Source organism: Empedobacter sp. 225-1 (assembly GCF_030328185.1).
GTDB classification, from domain to species: Bacteria; Bacteroidota; Bacteroidia; order Flavobacteriales; family Weeksellaceae; genus Empedobacter; species Empedobacter stercoris.
The window spans coordinates 1-20967 of sequence record NZ_JACALO010000001.1 but is presented as its reverse complement, the minus strand read 5'-3'; the positions used below and the strand labels follow the sequence as shown (position 1 = coordinate 20967).

The following is a 20967-nucleotide window of genomic DNA, read 5'->3' as shown; positions in this document are numbered from 1 at the left end:
CCTATGGACAATATTTGGATACAATATGGCTTTATTGCATTTCTTTTTGGATTTGCTATTTGGTATATTGTTAAATTAATAAGAAACTCATTTAGTTCAAAAGGAGGAGGTTGCTCTAAAGGGTGTGGCTGTTCTCCAACTAAAAATGAATTTCAGAAAAAGGCTAACTCATAAAGTTAGCCTTTTTTATTTCAAAATTTCGGAGTATTTTTACACTAAAAAGAATTAGTATTTATCAATTATTTTATTGATTTCTAATTAGTTTTATTTCATTTATTCGGAATTATATTTTACAAAATGGACAATTGGATAATCATTTCTTTCGTTATTTCAGCTTTAATCATTTTAGGCTTAATTATTTACTTTATCTCAAAAAATAAAAAAAATAAAAAAAATAAAATTATTCAAGAGATTGAGTTAAGTACGAATAATGATAAAATAAAAACTGTAAAGAACGAAGTTGCTGCTAAAAAAATTGTAGAAATTAAATCAACAGGAAATATAGAATCTGAATCTACTCCACAACAAGATATACGGAAAGAAAAAATCGTTAGTAATCTGAGTATCTCCTCAAAAACAGAAAACGATTTGTTACGAAAGTTAGAGCAATTTGAGAAAAATAATGATTTTATCAAAAAGGACATAAATCTTGCTGTACTATCAAAACAGTTTAAAACAAATACGAAATACCTTTCTGAAGTGATTAAAACTCATCGGCAAAAACCTTTTAATACTTACTTGAATGAGTTAAGAATAAACTATATCGTCAACCGTTTAAAAAATGAACCGAAGTACATCAATACAAAAGTGAGTTATTTAGCAAGTGACTGTGGATTCACTTCTCATAGTACTTTTACCACTATTTTTACTCAAATTATGAACGAATCACCTTCTGTTTTTGTAAAAAGAATAAAAGAAGAACAAAAAAAATAATAATTCTGTTTTATAAAAACATATCCTATTCATTTACAACCAGTAACTTAATTTATACCTTTCTTTTAAAATCTATATTAATAGAAGAGCTATATAAAATATCCTATCAAAATTAACTTTATATTTTTTTATTCTTGATTAAGATTCTATCTTTAATTTAAGATTATGTCTTATGCGAAAAATAGAACCAGAAATACTTGCACAAAAAATTAAAGACGGTGATCGATTTGCCTTATCAAGAGCAATTACACTTGCGGAAAGTAATCGATTAGATGACCTTAATTTAGCACATCAAGTTATTAGCTTACTACCCACTTCCAAAACATCTAAAAGGATTGCTATTACAGGAATTCCAGGTGTTGGAAAAAGTACATTTATTGAGTCTTTAGGAAAGTATATCGTTCAACAAGGAGAAAAAGTTGCTATTCTTGCAATCGATCCAAGTAGCTCTTTGTCTAAAGGAAGTATCTTAGGCGATAAAACTCGAATGGAAGATCTATCCCGAGAAGAAAACGCATACATTCGTCCAAGCGCTTCTAATGGCTCTTTAGGCGGAATTACATCGCGTACCTATGAAGCTATTTTACTATGCGAAGCTGCTGGTTTCGAAAATATTTTAATCGAGACTGTTGGAGTTGGACAATCGGAAACACTTGTAAACGAGATTTCAGATCTTTTTCTTTTCCTACAACTTCCTGGTTCTGGAGACGATTTACAAGGGATTAAACGAGGAATAATGGAAATGGCAGATCTAATTTTTGTCAACAAATCCGATTCATTTCAAGAAAAATTAGTGAAAGACGCAAAATTAGATATTGTACGCTCATTACAGTTTTTACCAACAAAAGCATCTCAATGGAAAAGAAAATCGATTATCGGATCTGGATTAATCGGAAAAGGAGTTCCTGAGTTATGGGAATTGGTCCAAGATTATTTTACATTTATTAATGAAAACGATTATTATCGTTCAAATAGAGAAAATCAGCAACTAAAACAAGCTGAGCGATACACTATTGATTTGATTAATCAACATTATTTAAAAGCTTTAAAAGCTCATCCAATTGAAGTAAACAAACACATTTCTGCCTTTGAAATGGCTAAAGATTGGCTAAACAATCATTCAGTTGAAATGACTATAAAATAAAAAAAGACAATCGTAATGATTGTCTTTTTTGCTCCTCCTCTTGGGCTCGAACCAAGGACCCTCTGATTAACAGTCAGATGCTCTAACCAACTGAGCTAAGGAGGAAAATCCGATATTTTGTAAATTTATTTTTAAGTCTTTGTTTGACTTTTTACTAAAAAAGCTCCTCCTCTTGGGCTCGAACCAAGGACCCTCTGATTAACAGTCAGATGCTCTAACCAACTGAGCTAAGGAGGAATGTTGCTTAATTGTGGGTGCAAATATAATAGTATTTTTTACACCCACAAAAAATATTTTAAATTTTATTGAAAAATCATATTGATAATATCATTACCGAAGATGAAAATCATTAATCCTAAGATAATTACAACACCAATCATTTGTGCTTTTTCTAAAACTTTTTCACTTGGTTTTTTTCCAGTGACCATTTCATAGATCGCAAAAACAGCGTGTCCACCGTCTAAACCAGGTATTGGTAGTAAGTTTATAAAGGCTAACCAGGCAGAAATCATTGCTGTAAATGACCAGAAAAATAACCAGTTCCATTCTGTTGGCATTTGTTTTACCATTCCAATCGGACCCGCAACTTGCTTACGACCATCTTTTACTTGGAATAATGTTCCAATACCACGTACTTGTGTTGCAATTGCTTCAAAAGGCTCTACAATTCCTTTTGCAATACCTTCTCCTATTGTATAATCTTCTCTCGAAATTAATGATTGTACATATTCAGTAGAAGCATTAAAACCGATTGTACCATCTTTATCTACATTTACCATCAATTCAATAGGTTCACCTTTTCTTTCGATACTTAAAGAAATCGTTTTTCCTTTGTAATCTTTCAATTTGTTTTTAAAATCAGAAAATAAAGGTGTTGTAAACCCATCCACTGCAATAATTTTATCACCCTTTAATAGACCTGCTTTTTGGGCAGCGCTATTATCCACGATAGAATCAACAACAGTTGGACTTTGCGGAATAAAGAAATTTCCTTTAGCATTCAAGATTTCTGTTCTAAAATCTTCTGTAATTGGCAATGATACTTCTTGTCCATCACGTTTTACATCTAAAGTTTCACCTCCCAACAAAGCTTCTTTGCCTATTTCGTTTAGTGCTTGATATTTTACACCATTTACACCAACAGGAATATCACCTTTCTGTAAACCAAATTTTGTTTGTGTTTCATTTGCTTCAATTCCATATTGCATTTTATTTACATCAATAAAACTTTTTCCTTGCGAAATAAAAAGTGCAGCATAAATAATCATTGCTAAAATGATATTGACAATAATACCACCTAACATAATAATTAATCGTTGCCAAGCTGGTTTTACTCGGAACTCGTAGGGTTTTGGTTCTTGTTTCATTTGTTCCAAATCCATGCTCTCGTCAATCATTCCCGAAAGTTTTACATAACCTCCAAGTGGTAACCAACCGATCCCATAAACGGTATCTCCAATTTTCTTTTTCCAAATGGCAAATTTCACATCGAAAAAACAAAAGAAACGTTCTACTCGAACGCCAAACCATCGTGCTGTAACATAATGTCCAAGTTCGTGCAACATTACTAAAAGCATCAAACTAAGCATTAAGGTAGCTATCTGTATTAACATATTATTTTAAATTTGATTATGTTCTAATTTTTAAATGACTACAAAATTAATTGTTTTTATTTACCAACGCATTTTATTTTTTCCATTCTAAGGTTTCTAACAATTTTTTTACATCTTTCTTGATGTAATCAACTGCAGGAGCTAATGAATCTGGCTTTGGTTGAGTTTTGAAATATACCGAACCTGCCAAAAAATTCTTGAGGCTATCGGTTGCATGAAATTGAATGTTAATTGCGGATTCTCCTCCTAACTCATACATAGTACCAAAAACCTTTCTTTCTGGAAAAGAAAATTCTTGAGGCGAAATAAAGCTGGCTTTAACCGTCTGTTCTTGTACAAAGCTTTCACTTTCTTTAATTTGAATGATTAAATCTTGAGGTGATTGAACTGGAAAATAAGTCAAGTAAATCGTTGCTTTCATGCTTGGATAAACAATATTAAAAGAGTTTGTTTTTTTCCCTTCTATAATTTTCCCAAAATTAGAATATTGAAATGTATAAGGAACATTTTCTTTAAATGTAAGGTAAGTTTGCTCAGGATATTCAAGGCGCACTTGTCCCAAAGGCTTGGCGATATCCTCGCTTTTATTACATGACACAAAAAAAATAGCACTACTACATAATGCTATTATAGTTTTAAAATTCATGGTATAACGTAAAACGCTAGATTTTGTAAAATTCATTTAATAATTTAATTTCTAAAAAGGCAAATCGTCCTCTCCTTCATCGATAAAAGGAGGTTCAATTGTTGTATTTTCTTGTGTTTTCTGAACTTTGTTTTGTTCGTTTTGCATTGTTTGTCGTTGCTCATGATCAATTTTTGGTGTTAAAAATTCGATAGAGTTGGCAACAATTTCTGTTGTATAACGCATTTGTCCATTATCGTCCCATTTACGAGTTTTGATACGTCCTTCAACAAAAACTTTATCTCCTTTTTTTAGATAACGATCACATAATTCTGCCAACTTATTTCGTGTCACAATATTGTGCCATTCTGTTTCAGTAATACGTTCTCCTGTCCTCGAAATGTACGATTCTGTTGTGGCAATAGGAAATCGTCCAATGCAATTTTGTTCATCAAAATGATGCAATTTTACATCATCACCTAAGTTCCCAATCAAAAGTACTTTATTCGTTGTTCCATTCATAGCTATAGGTTTTTAGTGGCTTGTAACATACAAAGTTAATCCAAATAATGTTTATTTATAAATTTTTCTATTGGTTTTGGAAGCGGATAATCTTCGAGATTATTTAGAGAAATCATTTCAAAATTATTTTCTGCTTTCATTTTTGTTATTTCATTTAAAGATACATTTAATTTCCAATATTTTATAAATAAATTTTGATGGGATAAAACATGTTTTTCTTCGTCTATGAAAGTTAGTTTATTTTCAAGATTTTGATCTAAAATCCAACCTTTATCCAATAAATCAGTTTCAGTTTCAATTTTAGGAAAAGTGAATAAATTTTTCCAAACATCATTACCCGTTCGTTTTGAAAAAGCAATTGTTGATTCATTTTCGATAATGATAAAATGTAAAAAGCGATTCGACACTTTTGTCTTTTTTAACTTTACAGGAAGTTCGGTCACTTTATTCAACCGAAGAGCTTCGCACGATTCGTTTAAAGGGCAAATTTCACACTTTGGTTGTTTAGGCGTACAAATCGTTGCGCCAAGATCCATTACGGCTTGATTAAAATCTCCTGGACGTTTTTTATCAATGATTTCTAAACCTAAATCCCAAAATATTTTCTTGGTTTTAGGTGAGCTTATATCATCCTCAATATTAAAATATCGAGCAAAAACACGAAACATATTACCATCTACTGCAGGGACAGCTTCATTGTAAACAATTGATGAAATAGCAGCTGCTGTATAATCTCCAATTCCTTTTAGTTTCTTTAAATCGTTGAAATTTGTAGGAAAATGTCCATTTAATTCATCAGAAATCACTTTCGAAGTGTAATGTAAATTTCTTGCACGCGAATAGTAACCTAATCCTTGCCAGAGTTTTAGGACTTTTTGCTCCTCTGCATTTGCCAAATCAAAAATTGTATCAAATTCTTGTATGAAATTATTGTAAAATTTCATACCTTGGTCAACCCTTGTTTGTTGGAGAATTATTTCCGATAACCAAATGCGAAAAGGGTCTTTTGTATGACGCCATGGTAAATCTCGTTTATTTTTGTCAAAATATGACAAAATCAGATAGTTGAAGTTCATAAAAACTATTAAAATGTTTTTTTGTTGAGATACATTCGTTATATTTGCACCCGCTTTCAAATTTAAGAATAATAAGAGGAATTATGACAAAGGCAGAAATAGTAAATAACATTTCAAGTAAATTAGGACTTGAAAAGAGCGATACTCAAAGAGTGGTAGAATCGTTTATGGAGGAGGTGATTAAATCATTAGTAGAAGGAGAAAATGTATACTTAAGAGGATTTGGATCTTTTACTATTAAAACTAGAGCAGAAAAAACAGGTAGAAATATCACAAAAGGTACGTCTATTATTATTCCAGCTCACAACGTTCCTACATTCAAACCAGCTAAGACTTTCATCGAAGATGTAAAGACTAGTGAAGCAAACGTAATCAAATAACAATAAAATAATTGTATCATGCCAAGCGGAAAAAAACGTAAAAGACATAAGGTAGCGACGCACAAACGCAAAAAACGTCGTCGTCTTAACAGACACAAAAAGAAAAAATAATTAGTAGCTCGCTATTAATAATTTTAGTCTTTTTACAAGATAGCACTTTTCAATGGAAATTTTGGAAAGTGCTTTTATCATTTTTAAAAACATAATTTTTTGATGAGTAAAGAATTAGTGATTTCAGCCTTAGCTGATCAAGTACGCATCGCAGTTTTAGATGAAGGTCGCTTGATGGAATTTCATCAAGACACTGCAAATGATGGCTTTGCAGTTGGCGACATTTACTTGGGTAAAATCAAAAAATTAGCTCCCAGTTTAAATGCAACCTTTGTTGACATTGGTTATTCGAAAGATGCATTTTTACATTATCATGACTTAGGTCCACAAATACGTTCGTCAAATGCTTACAACAAAATTGTAGCAAATGGAACGTACAAAACCGAAAAATTGAAAAACTTCCGTATGGAAAAACCAATTGACAAAGATGGTCTGATTACAGAAATCTTTGCACCAGGTGATTCCGTTTTAGTTCAAATTACAAAAGAACCAATCCATACGAAAGGACCAAGAATTACTTCTGAAATTTCAATTGCTGGTCGTTATTTAGTTTTAGTTCCTTTCTCGGAACGTGTTTCGATTTCACAAAAAATCAAACAAAAACCAGAGCGCGATCGTTTAATCAAAATTTTAGAAGGTTTAACACCCGAAGGCTTCGGAGTGATCATCAGAACTGTTGCTGAAGATAAAAATGCTGAAGAATTACAAGCAGACTTGGCTTATTTGTTGAACAAATGGACACAAGTTTTCAAAAATCTTCAGAAAAAGAAAGCTCCTTCTAAAATTCTTAGTGAAATGGACAGAGCTTCCTCTATCTTGAGAGATAATTTTAACGATGATTTTGTTAAAATTTCTGTTGATGATGCTGAATTAGCTGACGAAATGCGCGAGTATTTGGAAGTCATAGCACCAGATAAAGTAAATTTGGTGAAAGAATATGAAGATCCTTTTGTTCCAATTTTCGAAAAGTTTAATGTCGAAAGACAAATCAAACAAGCTTTTGGTAAAACGGTAACTATTCCTCAATCTAAAGGTGCTTACCTCGTGATTGAACACACAGAAGCGTTACACGTAATTGATGTAAACTCGGGAAATATTTCTCGTAACTCTAAAAATCAAGAAGATTCAGCTTTTGCCGTAAACAAAATTGCTGCTTCTGAAATTGCACGTCAGTTACGCTTACGCGATATGGGAGGAATTGTTGTGGTCGATTTTATAGACATGACTGATGCAGAACATAAAAAAGAATTGTTTGAGCATCTGAGAGCTGAAATGTCGAAAGAAAAAGCAAAACATAAGATTTTGCCACCAAGTAAATTTGGATTGATTCAGATCACAAGACAACGAGTTCGCCCAGAGGTGAATTTTATAACGACTGAAGAAAATCCCAACCAAGAATCGAATGAAGTAGAAGCACCTATCGTTACAATTGATAAAATTGAACAAGTGCTCTTGAATATCCTTGACAGAAAAGATAAGGATTTACGAAAAATGTCATTGCATGTGCATCCTTTCGTAGCGGCTTATTTACAACATGGATTACCAAGCATTCAGATGAAATGGTTTTTTAAGCATAAAAAGTGGATTAAGATTGTGCCAAGAGATGCGTACAAATACTTACAATTTAACTTCTTGGATAAAGATCATAATACACTTTACAACGAATCAAATTAATAAAAAAACCTGCTCAATAGAGCAGGTTTTTTTAAGTTTTGTCAACACCTTGTTTTTGAGATTCTTTAAACTTTTCATCAATTTTTCTGTAATAATCACCGATAAAAACTTTGAATTCCACATCATTCATTTGACCCCCTTTACTCGGTTTCTGAATTAATATTTTATTGTCAAGTTTGATAGATTCTAGTCTTATCGTTGTAAAAGTTGTTGGTTTTTCTATAACTGTAGATTTTACTTCTAAAATTAAACCTGGTAAATTATTATATTTATTAGGTCCACATTTACTTTTAATATCCTTTGAAAACCAGGCTTCTACAAGATGAATATCGTTGTTTAAGATAGCTTTTCTTACTTTATAACCATTAATAATTTTAGTCTCTTTTGTAAGTTTCCAATCATTATTTTCGATTATATCACTAACCAAATAAGCTTTTCCATCAACGCTTTTTTCAATGATTTTTTCGTTAGAATTAAAATCTAAATATGTTTGTTTGTCAACTACATCTCCTTCAACGGTAAATATAGTCATTCTACTTCCCTGAGAATTATCAATTCGTTGAAGTTCTTTGGATAAACATTTATCTTTATCAACAAATAATTCATAGAATTTAGGTTTTGAATAAGCTTCTTCTAATTGTTTTGCCTTTTCGGGTGATGTATTTGAAATGGTTACAAAATTTCTAATTTCATATTCGACCTTGAATTTTTCTTGAGCAAAAGTCATGAAAGGAATAAAGAGCAATAGTAAGTATTTCATTTGTATTAATTAAAAGTGAATTAAATATACTAAAAAAATAGAGAACTAATTAACAAAAGCTTTTCGCGATTTTCTTTATTTTAGCTAATTAATCCATTACGATGATAAAAATCTTACGAATACTACTAAAATCCTTAGCTACTTTAGTATTACTTGTTATGGTATACTTGCTTGCAGTGGTTTTGTTGCCGTTAATTCCTGTGCACAAAGAAAAACAGAAATCAACAGATCAAATAACGGCTTATATTTTAACAAATGGTGTACATACAGATATTGTGGTTCCTGTGAAATCTGAAGCAATTGATTGGTCATTTTTCGTACCATTTTCCGATACAAAATCGAAGAAAGAATATAAATACATTGCTTTTGGTTGGGGAGATAAAGGTTTTTATTTGGATACGCCAGAATGGAATGATCTTAAACTTACAACAGCTTTTAATGCTGCTTTTTGGTTAGGAGATTCAGCGATGCACACTACTTTTTATGATAATATGACAGTTGGCGAAGATTGCAAAAGAATCTCTTTGAGTTTAGAAGAGTATCAAAATCTGATCGTATATATTAAAAATTCATTTGATTTAGATCAAAATTCTAAAGTAGAATTGGTTGAAACAGATGCAGTTTATGGAGAGCGTGATGCATTTTATGAAGCGAAAGGAAGTTATAGCTTATTTTTTACGTGCAATACTTGGGCGTCAAGTGCCTTAAAAGCGGCAAATAAAAAAGCTCCTTTGTGGACAGCAACCCAACAAGGGATATTTTATCATTACAAATAACGTTGAATAAAATTATTTCTAATTCATTTTCAAAGAGTTGTTTGTTTTAGCGACTTTCAGCGCAAAAAAAAATAGTTTTAAGATTTGGAAGTAATAAAATTTGCTCTATATTTGCATCACAATATCGATAACGATACTCCTCCTTAGCTCAGTTGGTTAGAGCATCTGACTGTTAATCAGAGGGTCCTTGGTTCGAGCCCAAGAGGAGGAGCAAAAAAGACAATCATTACGATTGTCTTTTTTTATTTTACAAATATTTAACACTACATCACACAACCTTTTCTCCTCTTAGATCATCTTACAAGTAGAAAACAAAAAATAAATTTAGGATGAAATTTAGAAAAGTATTTAGCATTTTAGCAATATTAATTGTTATGGTCTCATTTGCACAAAAAAATAATAAAATGGATTATTCGATGTACCCAGAAGCAAAAAAAGGTTACGAACAAAAAATTATCGTTCTTCAACCTCAAACGAACGAAGAAAATTATTCGGTTGAAATTTTTGCTAGTAAAAAAGTAATGGTTGATTCGTGCAATCGTTTTTTCTTAAGTGGAAATTTTGATCAGAAAACAGTAGAAGGATGGGGATATAATTACATTAATTTCGAATCGAATGGGAATGTCGGAGGAACTATGATGATGTGTCCAGATAATCAATCTGTAGAGAAAACAATCTACGCTCAGTCTTTACAAACACGTTACAACAGCAAATTGCCAATTGTAGTTTATGTACCGAAAGGTTATACGTTAGAATATAGAATTTGGAAAGCTGATGAAAAACTTAACTTGGTAAAATAATATTACAGATTTTAAATTGAAAAAGCTCGAGAAATTCTCGAGCTTTTGTATTTTAATGGAAAACCAATTGTGTAATAGTATAAATAATCAAACCAACAAGCCCTCCGACAAGCGTACCATTTATCCGAATAAATTGTAAGTCTTTACCAACTTCCAATTCTAACTTTTCGCTCAGTTCTTTTCCTTCCCATTTATCGACTGTATTACTAATCAAACTTTCTACTTCTTTCACATTTCTCAAAATCATGCGGTAAATAAAATGACGTACCCAACTATTAATTTTATCAATCATTTCTTGGTTATCATTCAAATTCTCGGTTAATTTTTTAATGTTTTTATTGATATAAACTTGTATCGCAGAATTTGGATCATCAAAGCTTTCTGTCAGACTTACTTTAAGAGTCAACCACAAATCTGAGGCATATCCATTTAATCTTTCTTTGGTGATAAACTCATCTCGAAGCGATTCTAATTTCAATTTCCAATCGGGCGATTCTTTTACATTCAAAATATTTTCTCGAATAATTCGTTCGATATTATGACGAACTGGGTGTTCTTTGTCATTCTCTACCTCATCCAAAAAACTCACCACTCCTTCCACTACTCCTTTTGAAATTTTTTTTCCTGCAAAGAATGAAATGACAGGATGTTTTTCGTTTAATTTATCTTTAATAATCAAATCACTTTCGATGATATATTCTTTGGCTTTCGGAATAATTGCTTCTAAAATTTCATTGTGCTTTTCTTTTTCGAGGATATATTCTAAACTTGTTGAAACCAATTCTGGAAGATCAAACTGTTTTAAAATCTCATCCCCTTTTAACGTGATAAAATCAACCACATCTTTATCATCTAAATCTTTGACAATCTTCTTCAAAAAATTAATCAATTCTACTTGTAACATTTCTTGATTAGTCGGTTTATTCAACCAATCAGCTGCATATTTCACCACTTCTAACTTAACGATATACGGACGAATAGTAGAAGGAGTTAAAAAATTATCTGTTACAAATTGCCCCAAATTATCACCTATTGCATTTTTACTATTTTCGATCAAATTTGTGTGTGGAATTTTTAGCCCTAATGGATAACGAAACAAAGCAGTAACCGCAAACCAATCTGCAAGTGCTCCAACCATAGCCGCTTCGGCAAATGACTCTACATAGCCAATCCAGTTTGCAGGAGAATATTGATTCAAATAAACCATCAAAAAGTAAACAAAAGCCATCAAGATAAATAATCCTGTTGCAATTGCTTTATGTTTTTTGAGGTTTTTTATTTTCTGAAGTTCAGTCATAAACGTATTTTGAAAGAATTGGAGCAAAAATTTAGCCAATCAAAAAAAGCGGAGAATTCTCCGCTTACAAATTTATGTATATAATTTATTTACTTTCTTGAAAAACCAATAATGCTACATTTGCACTTGATAATAATCGTTGGCTGTGATTGATGGTAAACAAGCGTTCGAAAGATGTTAATTCTCTGTGTACAACTCCTAAAACATCAATATTGTTTTGGGTACAAAAATTAATTAATCCTCCTTCTACATCTTTGTTGGTTTCTATCGTAACAATAGCTTCAGGATATTCGGATTGCCATTCTTTTTTAACGTTTAACATTTCTGGTGTAATTGACTTGTCATCGACATGAACAATATTCAACAATTTTCCGTAACGACTTGTCACTTCTTCCATCTCAGCCAAAGCCTTCGATTCGTTTTGGTGAAACAAGGTTGCAAAAGCAAAATTTCTTTCTTCCTTGAATTTTACATGATTTGGAACAACCAACACAGGAACGGGTGAATTGTTGATTACATTTACTGTATTCGAACCAAAAAACTTTTTACCTAAACTATTTTGTCCATTTGTTCCCATTACAACATATCGAATATTATCTTTATTGATAATGTCTAAAATCATTAACAATAAGTCACCCACAATCAACGAACTTTCTATTTTGACATGTTCTAAGTGATTTTCTTTTGCTATGTTTTTTAATTTATTGATATAGTTTTCAAAGTTTTCTTCTGTTACATCAAGATAATTTCTAAGATTAGGTTGTACCGAAACTAACTTGATATCTGTATTTAAAACTTTTGCGAGATTTAAAGCATATAAAAAAGCATTGTTTGCTGTTTCAGAAAAATCCGTTGGAAATAATATTTTAGCCATAATTTAATTCATTAATGTGTTCTATTCTTTTTATAAATTTACAATTAATATTATGTCTATCCATAAAAAAAGCCTTGATTTCTCAAGACTCTATTATTTTTTATTCGTTTTTAATAACCAAAGCGGCGCAAATCATTTTCTTTGCTTCTCCAATCTTTTCGCACTTTTACAAAAAGTTTAAGGAATACTTTCTTATCAAAGAATTTTTCTAACTCTTCTCGAGCTTCTTTTCCTACTTTTGATAACGATTCGCCTTTATGTCCAATAATAATTCCTTTTTGAGAATCTCGTTCAACATAAATTTCAGCTTCAATCGAAATTAAATTCAAATCTTCTTTGAATCGCTCTGTTACGACTTCTACAGAATAAGGAATTTCTTTTTGATAGTTTAATAAAATTTTTTCGCGTATCACTTCGTTCACAATAAAACGCTCTGAACGATCTGTTAATTGTTCTTCTGGATAATATTGCGGACCTTCTGGAATGATTGCTTTAATTTTATTAATCAACAAATCGACATTTACATTTTCCTTTGCCGAAATGGGCAAAATCTCGGCCTTAGGTAATAATTCGTGCCAATATTCTACCGCTTCATTCAAACGATCTGGTGTAGCAGTATCAATCTTATTCAACAATAAAATAATGGGTGTCGATGTTTTTTGCAGACGTTCAAAAACTTCTTCGTTTTTCAAACGTTTTTCTCCGATTTCCACAACATAAAGAATCACATCAGCATCTACCAACGACTCTTTTACGGCGTCCATCATTTTGGTTTGTAACTCATATGCAGGATCTAATACGCCTGGTGTATCAGAAAATACAATTTGATAATCTTCTCCTGTCAAAATACCTTTGATACGATGACGTGTCGTTTGCGCTTTGTGTGTCGCAATTACAAGACGTTCTTTCATCAACATATTCATCAAAGTAGATTTCCCAACATTTGGATTACCTATGATGTTTACAAAACCGGATTTAAATTTCTTTTCGTCTGACATTCTGCAAATTTAGTGATTTCTATAATATTATTTCAGATTAATATGTTGAAGAAAAGATTAATCTTCTAATGAAATTTTAGTTTCATAAAATTGATTTTGGTCTGTATTTTGAATAATTCTAATTAACATCAAAAAAAGATGACAAAAGTTATGGTTTTTTGAAAAATATGATTAATTTCATACAAGTGTTATGGAAAAATTAAATTAACCAAAATTTAAAAAAATGATGAAAGCAGAGCTTATTGAAAAAGAAGAAGTAAGAAACTATAAGTTTTTAGATGCACCAAAAGACGAAGTAACAGTAGAAGTAAATAAGTTGAATGGTGCTGTTAGATTAGGGAATGAATTCAAATCGAAAGCATATATCACTTTTCAAACGGATCAAGGTCCAAAGAAAATCGAAACAACTGTATGGTCTGTTATGGATAAATTTTTGCAAATTAAAAATGGTGTTTTGATACCTTTGAAATCTTTAATTGATATTCAATACTAATAATTGTTTATGACTTAAACTAAAATGGGGACACTACATGTAGTGTCCCCATTTTAGTTGTTATTGATTATCATCTGATTGATTTAACAATTTAATTAACTCTTTTCGAATAGCGGCTTTGTCCTTACTTTTTGGAAATTCTCCAATAAAAAAAGTTTGTTGTGGAACTTCATTGCGTTCCAATTCGCTTTTCTGAATATCAACATGTTCTGTAAATCGACTTTCTATCACCAAAGAAATAACATCCTCTGTACTTCCTTGCTTCGGAAAAGTCACTACACTAAAATTATAATCAATATATGGTTTTAGTTTCTCTTCTATAACTTCTAAATTGACAACATCTTTTCCATTTAGCTTGCATTCGTTTCCTGAAATCCATCTAAACTTCTTCTGATCATCAGAAATAACAGCTTGTCTATACAGATTTAAAGACTCATCTTCATAAGGCGAACTTAAAACCAAATGGCCTTTTTCATCTTCAGAAAGTTCTATTTTATCTAAAACAGTATACTCTATATCATCTATATTTTTTACTGCAATCGGAAAACCATTTGCGGTAAACACTTGGTAAAAACTTGTTTTTTTATGATCTTTTAATTTCTGAATCAACTCATGTGATAAATGATCACTTTCGATCGCAATTTTTTCTATTCGAGCTAAATCGTCAAATGAATTTTCTAATTGATTTTTTGTCAAATAAGCATAATTCAAAGCATAACCAATTTCGCTTTGACCCTCGTTAGTTAACGGAATTTTCACTTGATCCGAATCTTCGTGACAATACAAATCTAATCCTCCTTCTATCGCTTGTACCAGGGATATTTCTCCTTCATTTTCTAACACAGATGAAATTAACAAAGACGAATCACCGCTCTTTAATCCTAAAAAATGATTCAATGATTGAAAAGTTTCATTTACAAACTGTCGATTAAACGTTGACGTATAAATATTATCTTCTTTCATATAATGAAAATTAAACATCTCATTTTTTCCATCGATTTTTTCCATCAATTCAAAAATATCATCCTGCCATTGAAAGGTATTCTTATCTTGAAATTCATTTAGAATTTCAGAAATCTTCTTTTTACTAAACTCTAATTTCATAATAGCTATTTTTTGTGCGGTTTTAATATATTGATAATCAAATTCAATCAATAATTTGACCAAAGGCATTTCAATTTCTATATTTATTGCTGTTGTTGAAAAAAAGTTGAAAAAAGAGCTCTCAAAAAATGGTAATTTTATAAAATCTAATAGATTATTATTTATCTTAGCAAGATGAATCACAAAACAGATTTTTCGAATTTAAGATTTAAACGAAATCTAAATTCTAATCCATCACATATAGAGTTATTTGAGTTAGATAGCTTACAGGTAAAAAGTGATTACGATTATAATGATGTAAAAGATTTAAAACAATTGGATTTTTTACCTGGTGTTGCACCTTATTTACGTGGTCCTTATTCTACAATGTATGTTCGTCAACCATGGACAATTCGTCAATATGCAGGTTTTTCTACTGCCGAGGAATCAAATGCATTTTACAAAAGAAATTTAGCTGCAGGACAAAAAGGTCTTTCAGTTGCGTTTGATTTGGCTACTCATCGCGGTTATGATTCTGATCACGAACGTGTTGTTGGAGATGTTGGAAAAGCTGGTGTAGCAATTGATTCTGTAGAGGATATGAAAATTTTATTTGATGAAATTCCATTGGATAAAATTTCAGTTTCGATGACAATGAACGGAGCTGTACTTCCTATTTTAGCTTTCTACATTGTAGCGGCTGAAGAACAAGGGGTTTCGCAAGAACAACTTTCGGGTACAATTCAGAATGATATTTTGAAGGAATTCATGGTACGTAATACATACATTTATCCACCAACACCTTCGATGAAAATCATTGCTGATATTTTCGAATATACTTCTCAAAACATTCCGCGATTCAATTCTATATCTATTTCAGGTTACCATATGCAAGAAGCTGGAGCTACTCCTGTTTTGGAAATGGCATATACATTAGCAGATGGTTACGAATACGTAAAAACTGGATTAGCTGCCGGATTAAAAGTTGATGATTTTGCTCCTCGTTTATCATTTTTCTGGGCAATTGGAATGAATTTCCCTCAAGAAATTGCGAAAATGAGAGCCGCTCGTATGCTTTGGGCAAAATTGATGAAGGAATTTGAACCTCAAAATAAAAAATCATTAATGCTAAGAACGCATTGTCAAACTTCAGGTTGGAGTTTAACAGAGCAAGAACCATATAACAATATTGGTCGTACAGCAATCGAAGCTTTAGCTGCTGCATTAGGAGGAACGCAGTCTTTACACACAAATGCATTAGACGAAGCCATCGCTTTACCTACCGATTTCTCAGCACGAATTGCACGAAATACGCAAATCATTTTACAAGAAGAAACACAAATTTGCAGAACTGCAGATCCTTTTGGTGGTAGTTTTATGATTGAGTCATTGACAAATGAAATGGCAAATCAAGCGTGGGAATATATTCAAGAAGTTCGCGAATTAGGTGGAATGACACAAGCGATAGAAGCGGGAATCCCGAAAATGCGTATTGAAGAAGCTGCTGCAAAAAAACAAGCCAAAATAGATTCTGGCGAAGTTTCAATTATAGGTGTTAATGCCTATCGTTCGAAATTAGAACAACAAGAGTTTGAAATTCTTGAAGTTGACAACACAACTGTTCGTCAAAAACAAATTGATCGATTAAATCAAATAAAAGCAGAGCGTAATAACGAAGCTGTTCAAGAGATATTAGCGCAATTAACAAAAGCTGCTGAAACAGGTGAAGGAAATTTATTAGAATTATCTATCGAAGCGGCTCGTCGTCGTGTAACGTTAGGTGAAATTTCTGATGCTTTAGAAACTATTTTTGGTCGTCACAAAGCAATTACAAGAGGAATTCAAGGGGTTTATGCTATGGAAGCAGGAAAAATGAATAAATTTGAAGAAGCTCGCAATTTAGCAGACGAGTTTGCAGAAGAGGATGGTCGTCGCCCTCGTATTATGGTCGCAAAAATGGGACAAGATGGTCACGATCGCGGTGCTAAAGTTGTTGCAACATCATTTGCTGATATGGGATTTGATGTCGATATTTCGCCATTATTTCAAACACCAGCAGAAGTTGCTAAACAAGCAATTGAAAATGATGTTCACATTTTAGGAATTTCTTCTTTAGCTGCAGGACACAAAACATTAGTGCCAGAAGTAGTAAAACTATTAAAAGAATTAGGTAGAGATGATGTATATATTGTTGTCGGTGGTGTTATCCCACGTCAAGATTATGATTACCTTTATCAAAATGGCGCAGATGCGATTTTTGGTCCAGGAACCAATTTAGCAGAATGTGCGTGCGAAATTTTAGAGAATTTATTGAAATCTTATAAATAAATCTATTTTAGTTTAAGTATTCCTGTCTATTGACAGGAATATTTTTATATTTATACCACACAAACCAACAAGCGATATGAATAAAACTCTTCGAAATATTATCTTAATCATCTGTACAATTTTTATTTTATGGTTTATTGGATACTTTTTAATTGGAGATTTTATTAGTTTAGAATTTGCGAATCATGAGTTTGCAAAACTATTCCCAAAGATTTTAACCTTTGCTACAGCTGTCAGCATTTATATCCTGTTTCTACTTTCTATTAAAAATAAAAATGGTTGGAGTTTTATGAATGTGATGAAATTTATCTTAGGCATTATATTTAGCTTACTTCCTTTATTAGCCTTTGAATATTATAACATTGGAAGTTGTACAAATTGGAAAGGTGAAAAAAAAATTAAAGAAACGCTTTACAAATCAAACTCTTCTGACTCTGAAAAAATAGTATTATTTGAAACATTTTGCCCAGAATCAAACTTGAGAACAACTCAAATAAAACGAATTGTAGAAATTACGCCTCTTTTTATCACTACTTCTGATTTTGATGTTTCGAAAATCTCAGATAAAAGTTGGAAAAAACTTTAATCAAAATTAAACTTTATCCTAATTTAGATGTCTAACAGATGAAGAAATCAATTCATCTCATGACAAAATATATTTTTGCACTTCTTATTAGTTTCGTCACAACACTCTCTTTTGGACAAGATAAAATTACCATTACAGGAAAAGTAACCGATGGACTTCATTATCCATTAACTGATGCTGAGATTATATTAGGTAATCAATCCGATTCGACAAAAATTGTTTCTGCAACAACAAATGAATCAGGCGTTTTTAAACTTGAACTTACTCCACAAGAAAAACCCGTTTACTTGATTATTGATGATGCTTTAGAAGGTGTTTTCAAGCAAAGTTTTGAGTCTCTAAAAAACAACATTGACCTTGGTACTGTTATCATTAATCCGATGATTTATGATTTGGACGAAGTGATTGTAACCAATGTAGAACCCATTGTTGTAAAACAAGATACAATCGAATATAATGCGGATTCATACAAAGTAAAACCAAATGCAAACTTAGAAACCCTATTAAATGAGTTGCCTGGTTTTGAGATGGACGAAGATGGAAAAATAACGGTAAATGGCAAGAATGTTAATGAAATTTTGATAGATGGAGAACCTTTTTTTGGAACAGATGGAAAAGTCGCATTAGAAAATTTACCAGCTAATATCATCAAAAAAATTCAGGTTTCGGATTATAAAACGAAAAACGAAAAATTTTCTGGCGAACGCTCTAAATCTGATAAATCTTCGTTGAATATTACCTTGAAAGAAGACAAGAAAAAAGGTTATATGCTGAAGGCCACAGCTGGTTATGGAACAGCTAATCATTACGAAGGTAATTTAATGGCAAACTATTTTAAAGGAAAAAAGAAAATTAGTCTAATTGGTTCTTCAACTGATATTGCGTCTTCGGGAATGACAAATGGAGAAGGTTCGAGAGGACAAGGCAGAATGGGAAGAAGAAATTCGAACGGTGTTACAAACAATACATCAATTGGACTGAATTATAGTGATCAATTAAATGATAATTTGAAGATTGGTGCTGATTATAGACTGAATCATTCCTATACAAAAAACGACCAATTCAAACACATCGAAAACTTTGCTCCAAAAAACACGTATATATCTGATGCAAATTCTAAAACAAAAAATGAAACCTATGGTCATAACTTTGGAACAAATTTAGAATGGACAAAAAACAATACGAAGATCTATTTTTACCCGTCTTTTAACAATTCTTCATCAACAAAATCCTCTATTTCGGATAGTAAAACCTATTCAGATTTAGGAGATTTAAGAAATCAAATGAACCAAACATCCGATGCAAAATCAAATTCGAACATCTTCAAAACGATTTTATCACTTAATCAACAATTCAAGAATAAATCTTATTTAGACTTTAATTCGGATATTTCGATTGGCAAAACAGATCGCAATTCATTCATAAATTCGACAACTTTATATACAACTGATTCGATTGATGATATTTATCGAAATGTAAATGAACAAAATATTTCGAAAGATAATTCGTATAATTTTAACGTAAAATATACCTATCCCATTTCTGATTCTTTAAAAATTGCAGTTGGTACTGCATATAATTTAACCGATTCTGAAACCAATAATAGAACGTTAAATTACAATGAAACTACTGGAGAATATGATAACTTGAACACTGATTTGACACGATTTTATTCCACTCGACTGAATGAACTTAATCCATTCACTCAATTATTATTGAACAAAAAGAAGATTTCTGCAACCTTAAGATTAGGTGCAACGATTTATAATCAACAAAATTTTGGAATATTTAAAGCAGCTGATTATCGTTCGACACAAAACAAAACTTTACCAGATATTTCGGGTAATATTCGTTATCAAAATGGAAACAACTCGCTTTCTTTGTTGTATAATTATCAAACAAGTTTAGCTTCGACTTCACAAGTTTTACCAATTATAGACGAAACGGATCCGTTAGATGTTTTTAAAGGTAATCCTGATTTAAACCCTAATAAAGCACATCGAATCAATTTAATGTTTAGCAATTTTGATCGAAAAACACGTCAAGGATTCAATGCAAATTTAGGCTATACCTACAACGAATCGAATATTGTTAATTATACCGAAATGGATTATTCGATTTATAAAAGAACAACAACTTACGAAAATGTCAAAGGAAATTATCGCCTAAATGGTAATGTTTTTTTCAATAAACACTATCAAAAAGGAAACAATAAATTTAGAATTAATATTGGTACATCTGCAAGTTATGCATTAACACAAGGTTTTAGGGATGCTGTAAAATATGAACAGTACAACACGACTTTATCACCTATGCTAAGATTAAATTGGGATTACGGCGATTATTTAACAATTTCTCCATCGTACCGTTTAAACTTTACCAATTCTAAATATGTCAATTATTCGATTGACAATCAGAATAATATAACGCACAATTTCGGAATTAAAACGATTTCTACTTTTCCTAAAAATTTGACATGGACAAATGATTTCAGCTACAATTATAATTCGAGAATGGCAGCAGGTTTCAAGCGCGATTTCTTTTTATGGAATACAAGTTTAATGTATCGTTTCTTTGATGATAAATTAGAAGCTGGAATAAAAGTATATGATTTATTGAACCAAAATAATAGTTATACGCGAACAATTAATGCAGAGTCTGTCGTTGATCAACGTAACAATATTTTGACGCAATTCGTCATGTTTTCATTAACTTTTAACCTCAATCAATTTGGAGCAAAAGTAAGCAAAACAGGAGATGGAAATCGATATAGAGAAAGTAGTGGAATGCAAATACAATAAAACAAAAAAGGCTCAATATTACACTGCCCCCAAAAAGTTAGACACTTTTGGGGGCATTTTTTATGACAAGAAAAGTAAAATATGGTGTAGCAT

The 20967-nt window shown here is 31.4% G+C and carries 20 protein-coding genes and 3 tRNA genes; 12 read left to right on the top strand and 11 right to left on the bottom strand.

Going from position 1 to position 20967, the window contains the following annotated elements; all coding sequences use genetic code 11:
* Positions 1-3 precede the first annotated feature (3 nt).
* The 3 genes from HX088_RS00115 (at position 4) to meaB (ending at position 2077) form a co-directional block, all read left to right on the top strand.
* On the top strand, positions 4-174 hold the full coding sequence (locus HX088_RS00115) for a FeoB-associated Cys-rich membrane protein (RefSeq protein WP_286482877.1): 171 nt from the start codon (positions 4-6) through the stop codon (positions 172-174).
* Between the two features lie 123 nt (positions 175-297).
* Complete coding sequence (locus HX088_RS00110; protein WP_286482876.1) at positions 298-933, top strand: helix-turn-helix domain-containing protein; 636 nt, start codon at positions 298-300, stop codon at positions 931-933.
* Positions 934-1105: 172 nt separating this feature from the next.
* Positions 1106-2077 (top strand): methylmalonyl Co-A mutase-associated GTPase MeaB, encoded by a 972-nt coding sequence (gene meaB / locus HX088_RS00105; RefSeq protein WP_286482874.1) that lies wholly within the window; start codon positions 1106-1108, stop codon positions 2075-2077.
* Positions 2078-2108: 31 nt separating this feature from the next.
* Here meaB and HX088_RS00100 read toward each other — a convergent pair.
* The 6 genes from HX088_RS00100 to mutY form a co-directional block, all read right to left on the bottom strand.
* A tRNA-Asn gene (locus tag HX088_RS00100) sits at positions 2109-2182 on the bottom strand.
* Between the two features lie 58 nt (positions 2183-2240).
* Positions 2241-2314 (bottom strand) — tRNA-Asn (locus tag HX088_RS00095).
* A 65-nt stretch (positions 2315-2379) separates the two neighbouring features.
* Positions 2380-3690 carry an RIP metalloprotease RseP gene (gene rseP / locus HX088_RS00090; RefSeq protein ID WP_260541720.1) on the bottom strand — a complete coding sequence of 437 codons (1311 nt, stop codon included), beginning with the start codon at positions 3688-3690 and terminating at the stop codon, positions 2380-2382.
* A gap of 73 nt (positions 3691-3763) precedes the next feature.
* On the bottom strand, positions 3764-4372 hold the full coding sequence (gene gldD / locus HX088_RS00085) for a gliding motility lipoprotein GldD (protein WP_286482872.1): 609 nt from the start codon (positions 4370-4372) through the stop codon (positions 3764-3766).
* A gap of 15 nt (positions 4373-4387) precedes the next feature.
* Positions 4388-4837, bottom strand: a complete 450-nt coding sequence (locus HX088_RS00080; protein ID WP_286482869.1) for a single-stranded DNA-binding protein — start codon at positions 4835-4837, stop codon at positions 4388-4390.
* Positions 4838-4872: 35 nt separating this feature from the next.
* Positions 4873-5913, bottom strand: a complete 1041-nt coding sequence (gene mutY / locus HX088_RS00075; protein ID WP_286482867.1) for an A/G-specific adenine glycosylase — start codon at positions 5911-5913, stop codon at positions 4873-4875.
* An 83-nt stretch (positions 5914-5996) separates the two neighbouring features.
* Between mutY and HX088_RS00070 the strand changes: the two genes are divergently transcribed.
* Positions 5997-6293, top strand: coding sequence for an HU family DNA-binding protein (locus tag HX088_RS00070; RefSeq protein WP_092909071.1), 297 nt, complete (start codon positions 5997-5999; stop codon positions 6291-6293).
* A gap of 213 nt (positions 6294-6506) precedes the next feature.
* Positions 6507-8078 (top strand): Rne/Rng family ribonuclease, encoded by a 1572-nt coding sequence (locus HX088_RS00065; protein ID WP_171623485.1) that lies wholly within the window; start codon positions 6507-6509, stop codon positions 8076-8078.
* 31 nt (positions 8079-8109) lie between these two features.
* Here the strand turns inward: HX088_RS00065 and HX088_RS00060 are convergent, their stop codons facing one another.
* Complete coding sequence (locus HX088_RS00060; protein ID WP_286482861.1) at positions 8110-8838, bottom strand: GLPGLI family protein; 729 nt, start codon at positions 8836-8838, stop codon at positions 8110-8112.
* Between the two features lie 101 nt (positions 8839-8939).
* On the opposite strand from HX088_RS00060, the gene HX088_RS00055 reads away from it, so the two are divergent.
* The 3 genes from HX088_RS00055 (at position 8940) to HX088_RS00045 (ending at position 10414) form a co-directional block, all read left to right on the top strand.
* The gene (locus HX088_RS00055; protein WP_286482858.1) at positions 8940-9614 is read left to right on the top strand and encodes a TIGR02117 family protein; all 675 of its coding nucleotides are present in this window, start codon (positions 8940-8942) and stop codon (positions 9612-9614) included.
* A 137-nt stretch (positions 9615-9751) separates the two neighbouring features.
* A tRNA-Asn gene (locus HX088_RS00050) sits at positions 9752-9825 on the top strand.
* Between the two features lie 118 nt (positions 9826-9943).
* A complete protein-coding gene (locus HX088_RS00045; protein ID WP_286482856.1) occupies positions 9944-10414 on the top strand; it encodes an ecotin family protein in 471 nt (156 codons plus the stop codon).
* Between the two features lie 52 nt (positions 10415-10466).
* On the opposite strand, the gene HX088_RS00040 is transcribed toward HX088_RS00045, so the two are convergent.
* The 3 genes from HX088_RS00040 to era form a co-directional block, all read right to left on the bottom strand.
* Positions 10467-11711: a DUF445 domain-containing protein gene (locus HX088_RS00040; RefSeq protein WP_225539590.1), complete on the bottom strand. Its 1245-nt coding sequence runs from the start codon at positions 11709-11711 to the stop codon at positions 10467-10469.
* An 85-nt stretch (positions 11712-11796) separates the two neighbouring features.
* Entirely contained in the window at positions 11797-12585 is a 789-nt protein-coding gene (locus tag HX088_RS00035) for a universal stress protein (protein ID WP_284583037.1), read from the bottom strand.
* Positions 12586-12695: 110 nt separating this feature from the next.
* Positions 12696-13583, bottom strand: coding sequence for a GTPase Era (era, locus tag HX088_RS00030; RefSeq protein WP_171623491.1), 888 nt, complete (start codon positions 13581-13583; stop codon positions 12696-12698).
* 223 nt (positions 13584-13806) lie between these two features.
* On the opposite strand from era, the gene HX088_RS00025 reads away from it, so the two are divergent.
* Positions 13807-14076 (top strand): hypothetical protein, encoded by a 270-nt coding sequence (locus tag HX088_RS00025; protein WP_171623492.1) that lies wholly within the window; start codon positions 13807-13809, stop codon positions 14074-14076.
* Positions 14077-14136: 60 nt separating this feature from the next.
* Here HX088_RS00025 and HX088_RS00020 read toward each other — a convergent pair whose 3' ends face one another.
* Positions 14137-15180 (bottom strand): hypothetical protein, encoded by a 1044-nt coding sequence (locus HX088_RS00020; RefSeq protein WP_260541713.1) that lies wholly within the window; start codon positions 15178-15180, stop codon positions 14137-14139.
* Between the two features lie 174 nt (positions 15181-15354).
* Here HX088_RS00020 and scpA point away from each other — a divergent pair, with 174 nt between their 5' ends.
* From scpA to HX088_RS00005, 3 genes are all read left to right on the top strand, one after another.
* On the top strand, positions 15355-17487 hold the full coding sequence (gene scpA, locus HX088_RS00015) for a methylmalonyl-CoA mutase (RefSeq protein WP_260541712.1): 2133 nt from the start codon (positions 15355-15357) through the stop codon (positions 17485-17487).
* Between the two features lie 76 nt (positions 17488-17563).
* Positions 17564-18073 carry a hypothetical protein gene (locus tag HX088_RS00010; protein WP_286482839.1) on the top strand — a complete coding sequence of 170 codons (510 nt, stop codon included), beginning with the start codon at positions 17564-17566 and terminating at the stop codon, positions 18071-18073.
* A gap of 59 nt (positions 18074-18132) precedes the next feature.
* On the top strand, positions 18133-20874 hold the full coding sequence (locus HX088_RS00005; RefSeq protein WP_286482837.1) for an outer membrane beta-barrel protein: 2742 nt from the start codon (positions 18133-18135) through the stop codon (positions 20872-20874).
* Positions 20875-20967 lie beyond the last annotated feature (93 nt).